The organism is Mesorhizobium sp. P5_C1 (assembly GCF_054049815.1).
The window spans coordinates 1-6,942 of the sequence record NZ_JBFULQ010000295.1; the positions used below are offsets into that span (position 1 = coordinate 1).

8 protein-coding genes are annotated in these 6,942 nt (G+C 63.3%); 3 read left to right on the forward strand and 5 right to left on the reverse strand.

Annotated features, from left to right (window positions below):
• From ACXJ7R_RS20890 to ACXJ7R_RS20900, 3 genes are all read left to right on the forward strand, one after another.
• Positions 1-367: hypothetical protein (locus ACXJ7R_RS20890; RefSeq protein ID WP_457153502.1), on the forward strand; the 367-nt coding region annotated here is incomplete at its 5' end.
• Positions 368-486: 119 nt separating this feature from the next.
• The gene (locus ACXJ7R_RS20895; protein WP_457153503.1) at positions 487-1,554 is read left to right on the forward strand and encodes an aldo/keto reductase; all 1,068 of its coding nucleotides are present in this window, start codon (positions 487-489) and stop codon (positions 1,552-1,554) included.
• Positions 1,555-1,595: 41 nt separating this feature from the next.
• Positions 1,596-2,864 (forward strand): cysteine desulfurase-like protein, encoded by a 1,269-nt coding sequence (locus ACXJ7R_RS20900; RefSeq protein ID WP_457153504.1) that lies wholly within the window; start codon positions 1,596-1,598, stop codon positions 2,862-2,864.
• Positions 2,865-2,877: 13 nt separating this feature from the next.
• Here the strand turns inward: ACXJ7R_RS20900 and ACXJ7R_RS20905 are convergent, their stop codons facing one another.
• The 5 genes from ACXJ7R_RS20905 to ACXJ7R_RS20925 form a co-directional block, all read right to left on the reverse strand.
• The gene (locus ACXJ7R_RS20905; RefSeq protein WP_457153505.1) at positions 2,878-3,906 is read right to left on the reverse strand and encodes a histone deacetylase family protein; all 1,029 of its coding nucleotides are present in this window, start codon (positions 3,904-3,906) and stop codon (positions 2,878-2,880) included.
• On the reverse strand, positions 3,903-4,430 hold the full coding sequence (locus ACXJ7R_RS20910; protein ID WP_457153506.1) for an N-acetyltransferase family protein: 528 nt from the start codon (positions 4,428-4,430) through the stop codon (positions 3,903-3,905). Before ACXJ7R_RS20910 ends, ACXJ7R_RS20905 begins: the two co-directional genes overlap by 4 nt.
• Before the next feature lie 3 nt (positions 4,431-4,433).
• Positions 4,434-4,943, reverse strand: a complete 510-nt coding sequence (locus tag ACXJ7R_RS20915; protein WP_457153509.1) for a DUF523 domain-containing protein — start codon at positions 4,941-4,943, stop codon at positions 4,434-4,436.
• Between the two features lie 38 nt (positions 4,944-4,981).
• Positions 4,982-5,911: a 3-keto-5-aminohexanoate cleavage protein gene (locus ACXJ7R_RS20920; RefSeq protein WP_457153507.1), complete on the reverse strand. Its 930-nt coding sequence runs from the start codon at positions 5,909-5,911 to the stop codon at positions 4,982-4,984.
• A 9-nt stretch (positions 5,912-5,920) separates the two neighbouring features.
• Positions 5,921-6,942: aminotransferase family protein (locus ACXJ7R_RS20925; RefSeq protein WP_457153508.1), on the reverse strand; the 1,022-nt coding region annotated here is incomplete at its 5' end.

Consider the following 6,942-nt stretch of genomic DNA (forward strand, 5'->3'; position numbering starts at 1 on the left):
ACTCCATTCCGGCCGCATCAAGGTTTCGGGCAGCAGCTTTTCCACTGAATATCGCGAGGCCGGCGCCGATCTGGCGACCGAATTCGCCGCCTTGCTCGAGCATGCCAGACTGGCACTCGCCGGCGAAGAGCTGAAGCCCGAGGAAAGCCTGCCGCCGATCGATCCGGAATCCATTGCCGTCGAACTTGGCCTCAATCAGCCCAAGCAGGTCGCCGATTTTGGCCGCATGCGCCGCAGCTTCGCCTTTGCCAACCATCCGGACCGTGTCGCTCCGCACCTGCGCCAGCGCGCCATGATCCGCATGCAGGTGGCCAATATGCTGATCGACGAGGCAAAGCGCCGCGCGCTGGCCGGCGCTCGCCGCTAAACGCCACTGGTTCACCCAAAAGTCGGGCTGGCGAGGCTTGGAGAGCGCCTCTGCTTTCCCTATAGATGCGGCTTCCTTCCCACGCCGCCACGCAAGCTTTCCCTCCGGAGCAGAATTCCATGCACAAACGCCGTCTCGGTCGGACCGATCTTCTTGTTAGCCAGATCTGCCTGGGCTCCATGACCTGGGGCCAGCAGAACACCGAGGCAGATGGCCACGCCCAGATGGATCTGGCCTTCTCGCGCGACGTCAATTTCATCGACACCGCCGAGCTCTACCCGATCCCGCCCAAGGCGGAGACGCAAGGGCGAACCGAAAAGATCATCGGCAGCTGGATGAAGGCCAACGGCAACCGCGACAAGGTGATCCTGGCCTCGAAAGTCGTCGGCCGCACCGCCAACGGCTGGTTCCGCGGCGACAGGCCGTCGCAACTGGTGCGTGCCGATATCTTTGACGCCATCGACAAATCGCTGGCCAAGCTCGGCACCGACTATCTCGACCTCTACCAGATCCACTGGCCGGAACGGGACATCCCCTGGGGCGCCAACCCGACGCGCGTCGGCGCTGTACCGCGCCGCGCCGATTCTGTGGGCGCACCAACCGACGAAACGCCGATCGCCGAGACGCTTGCCGTGTTCGACGAACTGGTGAAGGTCGGCAAGATCCGCCATTTCGGCCTGTCGAACGAGAGTTCCTGGGGCGTGATGCGGTTCCTGGCGGAGGCCGACAAAGGCATCGGTCCCCGCGTCGCGTCGATCCAGAACGCCTACAATCTCGTGAACCGCACCTTCGAAGTGAACCTCGCCGAGGTCTGCGAGCGCGAACAGGTGTCGCTGCTTCCCTACTCGCCGCTGGCGCAGGGCTACCTGACCGGCAAATACGACCATGGCGCCCGCCCCCAGGGGTCGCGCACGCAGCTCTTCAACCGCGGCCAGCGCTACGAGACACCCAACGCGGCCGAGGCACAGCTCGAATACAATGAGCTGGCGCGCTCCTTTGGCCTCGAACCGGCGCTGTTTGCCAATGCCTATGTCTCGAGCCGGCCATTCGTCACTTCGAACATCGTCGGCGCGACCACCCTTGCGCAGCTCGACATGGCGTTGTCTTCGGTCGACGTCGTCTGGACCGAAGAGATGCAGAAGGCGGTGGACGCGATCCATCAGCGCGTCGGCAATCCCTGTCCTTGATGGGGGACAGAATTATCCAGGAATGACAGAGGGYGGAGACAATGGTGGATTTTCCGATCGAGGCAGTGCGTGGAAGGTTTCCGGCCCTCTCCCTGACCGACAAGGGGCGGCGGCGTATCTATCTCGACAACCCCGCCGGCACGCAGGTGCCACAGGCAGTAGCCGACGCCGTGTCGCGCTGCCTTCTGACCACCAACGCCAACCTCGGCGGCTATTTCGAAACGACTGTCGCAGCGCAGGTCGTCGTCGACGAGGCGCATCAGGCGATGGCCGATTTCCTCGGTGCGGAAAGCCCTGAGGAAATCATCATCGGCGCCAACATGACGACGCTGACCTATCACATGTCACGCACGCTCGGCCGCACGATGAAGCCCGGCGACGAGATCATCCTCACCCGCATGGATCACGAGGGCAATGTCTCGCCCTGGCTGCAACTGGCCGAGGACCTTGGCCTGGTGGTGCGCTGGCTGCCGTTCGACGAAAAGAGCTGGCAGGTCGAAGAGGCGACGCTGGCGGATCTGCTTTCGCAGAAGACCCGGCTTGTCGCCCTGAACTACGCCAGCAACCTGACCGGCTCGATCAACCGGGTGAAGGCGTTGACCGCCATCGCCCGGAATGCCGGCGCCCTGGTCTATGTCGACGCCGTGCAGTTTGCGCCGCATGGCCTGATCGACGTCAAAGATCTCGGCTGCGATTTCCTGATCTGCTCGGCCTATAAATTCTTCGGTCCGCACATGGGCATATTGTGGGGCAGGCGCGATGTCATCGATGGCCTGCAACCCTACAAATGCCGCTGTTCGTCGGATGGCCTGCCGGAGCGGTTCGAACTCGGCACGCCGCAGATCGAGCTGATGGCGGGCCTCACAGCCGCGGTCGATTATTTCTCAGGATTGGGTGCGGCAGCGGGCGAGGGTGGGTCGCGAAGGCGCAAGATCGCCAAGGCGTTCGAGGTGTCGATCGCCTACGAAAACCCGCTGGCGCAAAGGCTGATCGACGGGCTGTCGGACATTTCAGGCCTGACCATTCACGGCATCACCGATCCGAAGCGGCTGGCCGAACGTGTGCCGACAGTGTCCTTCACCGTCGACGGCATTGTGCCGGAGACGATCGCTCGGCAGATGAACGCCGAAAACATCTTCCTGTGGTCCGGCCACAACTACGCTTGGGAGATCGTCCACCAGCTCGGCATTCCGGCCGAACATGGGGTCGTGCGCATCGGCATCGCGCATTACAACACGGCGGCCGAAATCGACGAAACGCTGGAGAGCGTGCACCGGGTCATCGCCATGCTCAGGCAGCAGCGCTCCTGACGCCCGCTTGAAATCACGCCTTCTTGCCACCGAAACCGGTGAGGAAGGCCRTCAAATTGTCGCCGAGTTCGTCGCAGAGATAGCCGCCTTCCTGGACGATGACGGTCGGCAGGCCGAGCTTGGCGATGGCCTCGCCAATGCGTGAGAAGCCCGGTGTCGTCACCGAAAGCCCGCCGAACGGGTCGCCTTCGAACGCGTCGAGGCCAAGCGCCACGACCAGCGCGTCCGGCGAAAAGGCGCGGATACGCTGGAACGCCACCGCAAGCGCTTCGAGAAACGCCTTATCGGCGGATTTGCGCGGCAGCGGCAGGTTGAAATTGTAGCCAAGGCCCGCGCCTTCGCCGCGCTCGTCGGCATGACCCCAGAAGAATGGATAGAAGCGCACCGGATCGGCATGCAGCGAGACGGTGAGCACATCCGGCCGCGCATAGAAGATGCCTTGCGTGCCATTGCCGTGGTGCAGGTCGACATCGAGGATCGCCACGCGCGCAGCCTGTTTGCGCAGAACCTGAGCTGCAACGGCCGAATTGTTGACGAAGCAGAAGCCGCCGGCGACATCGGCAAAGGCGTGGTGGCCGGGCGGGCGGCATAGCGCATAGGCGGCCGGCGCGCCTGACGTCACGGCTTCAGCGGCTTCGACGGCGCTCCATGCACTCCACAGCGCGCTCTGCCATGTCTCGCCCGAGATCGGGCAAGCGGTGTCGGCCATATGATAGCCGGCCTGGCCGACCGCCGAGGCGGGATAGCTGCCTGACCGCGCGATCGGGTGGATGTTGGGGATGACCTCGGCGGAAGCGCCCTCGATGCGCTGCCAGCGCTCGAAAATGTGCTCGAGGAAGTCGAGATATTCCGGCGTGTGCACCGCCGAGACCGGGCCAAGCCCATGATTGCGCGGCCGCTCGATCGTGCAGCCGGCAGATAATGCGCCGGCTAACAATCGTTCGACCCGTTCGGGCTGTTCCGGATTGGGCTTCGCGGCACCGCTCGAAAGAAAGGCCTTGGGGTCGTGGCGCTTCTGTTCCTCGGCATAGAAGGCTTTCATTCCTGTTCCCCGTTCTGCGGCGCGTCGGCAAAGGCAAAAAAGGCATCGCCGATGATCTTCTGCGTCTGCTCGTAGCTCGACCAGGCGATGCCCAGCCTTTCATAAAACGCCTTGGCGACCTCATTGTCGGTGTCGACTGATAGCCGCAGATAGACGCCGCCTTCTTTCCGGCACTGCGCCGCGACATGCCGCAGCAGGCGCTCGCCGATCTTGCGGCCGCGGAACCGGTCCTCGACATAGAGGTCCTGCACATAGACGCCGGGCCGGCCCATCCAGGTCGAAAAGATCGGGAAGTGGAGGCAGAGGCCGGCGAATTCGCCACCCACTTCGGCAATCAAGGTGGAAAAGGCAGGCTTTTCGCCAAAGCCGTAGGTTCTGAGATCGTCTGCTGTCGAGATGATCTCCTCCGGCGCGCCGATGTGCGTTCCGAGTTTCAGGATCGCCGTATGGATGGTGTCGACGTCGTCGATGCGGCCGGGCCGGATAACGGTGTCGGTGGTCCTGGCTTGGGTCTTCTCTGGCATGGCTCAGGCCGCGGCGCCGGCCGAGCCCGGCCTGGTCAGAAGGTCATCAAGCTCGTCAATGCCGTCTTCCGAAAAGACCCGGATGCCGTTCGCTTCCAGCAGCGCGGTGGTCGTGCCCTGGCCAGCCACCCGGTTTCCCGAAAAACGCCCGTCATAGATGAAACTGCTGCCGCAGGACGGGCTGCCGTCGGTAAGAACCGCATACCGGCAGCCTGTTTGTCGGGCGAGATCGAGTGCGAGCTGCCCGGCTTCGAGATAAAGTGAGGTCACATCGTTTCCCGTTTGCTCGACCACTCGGCCTTGGCCGTGCAGCACTGCGTGGCCGTCGCCTGTGCCTCGAATTTCTGCCGGAGGACGTGGCGTGGAGAAGCCCGCGGCAACCTCCGGGCAGATCTGCACGATCCGTCCCTCTGCCTGCCATCGCGCAAGAATGGGATGGTCGTTGAGGCGGTAGGAGCCGTTGTAGCGAACCTTGCTGCCGAGCAGGCAGGCTGAAACGAGAACCCTTTCCATATCAGCTCCTCCGCTTGCCACTCGACCTCCAATACCCCCTAGAACGCCACCCGGTCGCCGCCCTTGAGCGCCAGCATGTCGCGCGCTTCGGTGGGTGAGGCAACCTCCAGCGACAGCCCCTCGAGAATGCCACGGATACGGCGCACCTGATCGGCATTGGACTTCGCCAGTTGGCGGCCATCAAAAAGGCTGTCTTCCAGGCCGACGCGGACATTGCCGCCCATCGCCGCGGCGATCGAGATCAGCGGCATCTGATTGCGGCCGGCGGCCAGCACCGAGAACTGGTAGCTGTCGCCGAACAGCTTGTCGGCGATCCGCTTCATGTGGACGAGGTTTTCCGGGTCAGCACCGATGCCGCCCAGTATGCCCAGCACGAACTGGATGAACAGCGGTCCCGACACCAGTCCACGGTCGCGGAAATGCGCCAGCGAATAGAGGTGGCCGACATCGTAGCACTCGAATTCGAAGCGCGTGCCGCAGCCCTTGCCCAGCCTCTCTAGCACGCCCTCCATGTCGGCGAAGGTGTTCTTGAAGATCGTGTCGCGCGTGGCTTCAAGCAGCTTCGGCTCCCATTCGTGCTGCCACTCCCTCGGCTTGTCGAGCATCGGAAACAGCGCGAAGTTCATCGAGCCCATGTTGAGCGAACACATTTCGGGTTCGGCCCGCAGCGGCGCCGCCAGCCGCTGGTCGAGCGTCATCAGCGACGAGCCGCCGGTGGTGATGTTGATCACCGCGTCGGTCGCCTGCTTGATGCGCGGCAGGAACTGCATGAAGACGTCCGGATCGGCGGTTGGCCGACCATCCCTGGGATCGCGGGCATGCAGGTGCAGGATCGAGGCCCCGGCTTCGGCGGCCGCGATCGCCTCGGTGGCGATCTGGTCCGGCGTCACCGGCAGATAGGGCGACATCGACGGCGTGTGCACTGAGCCGGTGATGGCGCAGGTGATGATGACTTTTCGCGGCGCCATTTTTGTCCCTCAGCCTTCGACCGGCAGGTCGAGTTCGGCGGCCAGCGCCTGCAGCGAGTCGCCAAGGACCGCGATGATCTCACCAATCTGATCGCGGGTCACAATCAGAGGCGGGCAGACCATGAAATTGTCGCTCACTGGCCCGCCACGCACGCGCCGCGAATAGATGATCAATCCGCGCTCGAACGCCAGATCGATGAGCCTCAAATTGGCGTTGAGGCCCTGTGGCAATGGCTCCTTGGCCAGCGGATCCGCGTAAATTTCGGCTCCCATGAACAGCCCCTTGCCCCGCACGTCGGCAATGAAAGGAAAGCGCCGAGTCAGGGCCTCGAGTTCACCCCTCAGCAATTCGCCCATGCTGGCCGAATTCTCGACCAAGCCAAGGCGGTCGACCTCTCCAAGCACCGCAACGCCCGCTGCACAAGCGACCGGGTTGCCGCCATATGTGTGGCCATGCAGGAAGCCACCGGTCTCCACAACCGGCCCGACGATCTTCTGTGTCGCGGCAAGTGCGCCAAGCGGGGCATAGCCAGATGAAAGGCCTTTCGACAGCGCAACGATATCCGGCCGGCAGGACCAATGGTCGCCACCCAGGAATTTTCCGGTGCGTCCGATGCCAGTCATTACCTCGTCGTGGATCAATAGGATCCCGTAGCGGTCGCAGATTTCGCGGATACGCGGAAAATAGCTGTTGGGCGGCACCAGCGCTGCGGTCGCGGCACCACCGATCGGTTCCATGACGAAGGCGAGCACGCTTTCCGGCCCTTCCTCCAGGATCTTTTCCTCCAGCATATCGGCGTAGCGGATGCCACGYTGTTCCGTCGACAGATTGTCGTGATCGCGATGGACAAAAGGGGCCGGCACCAAAGGCATCGGCCGACCGATCGGGTCGAAAGTCTTGGTGAGGATGTCGTCGCCAGTGACGGCAAGCGTGCCGATCGTCACGCCGTGATAGGAGGGCATACGTCCGATGACTTTCCAGCGTTTGTCCTGACCTGTTGCTACCGCCCATTGCCGCGCAAGCTTGAGGC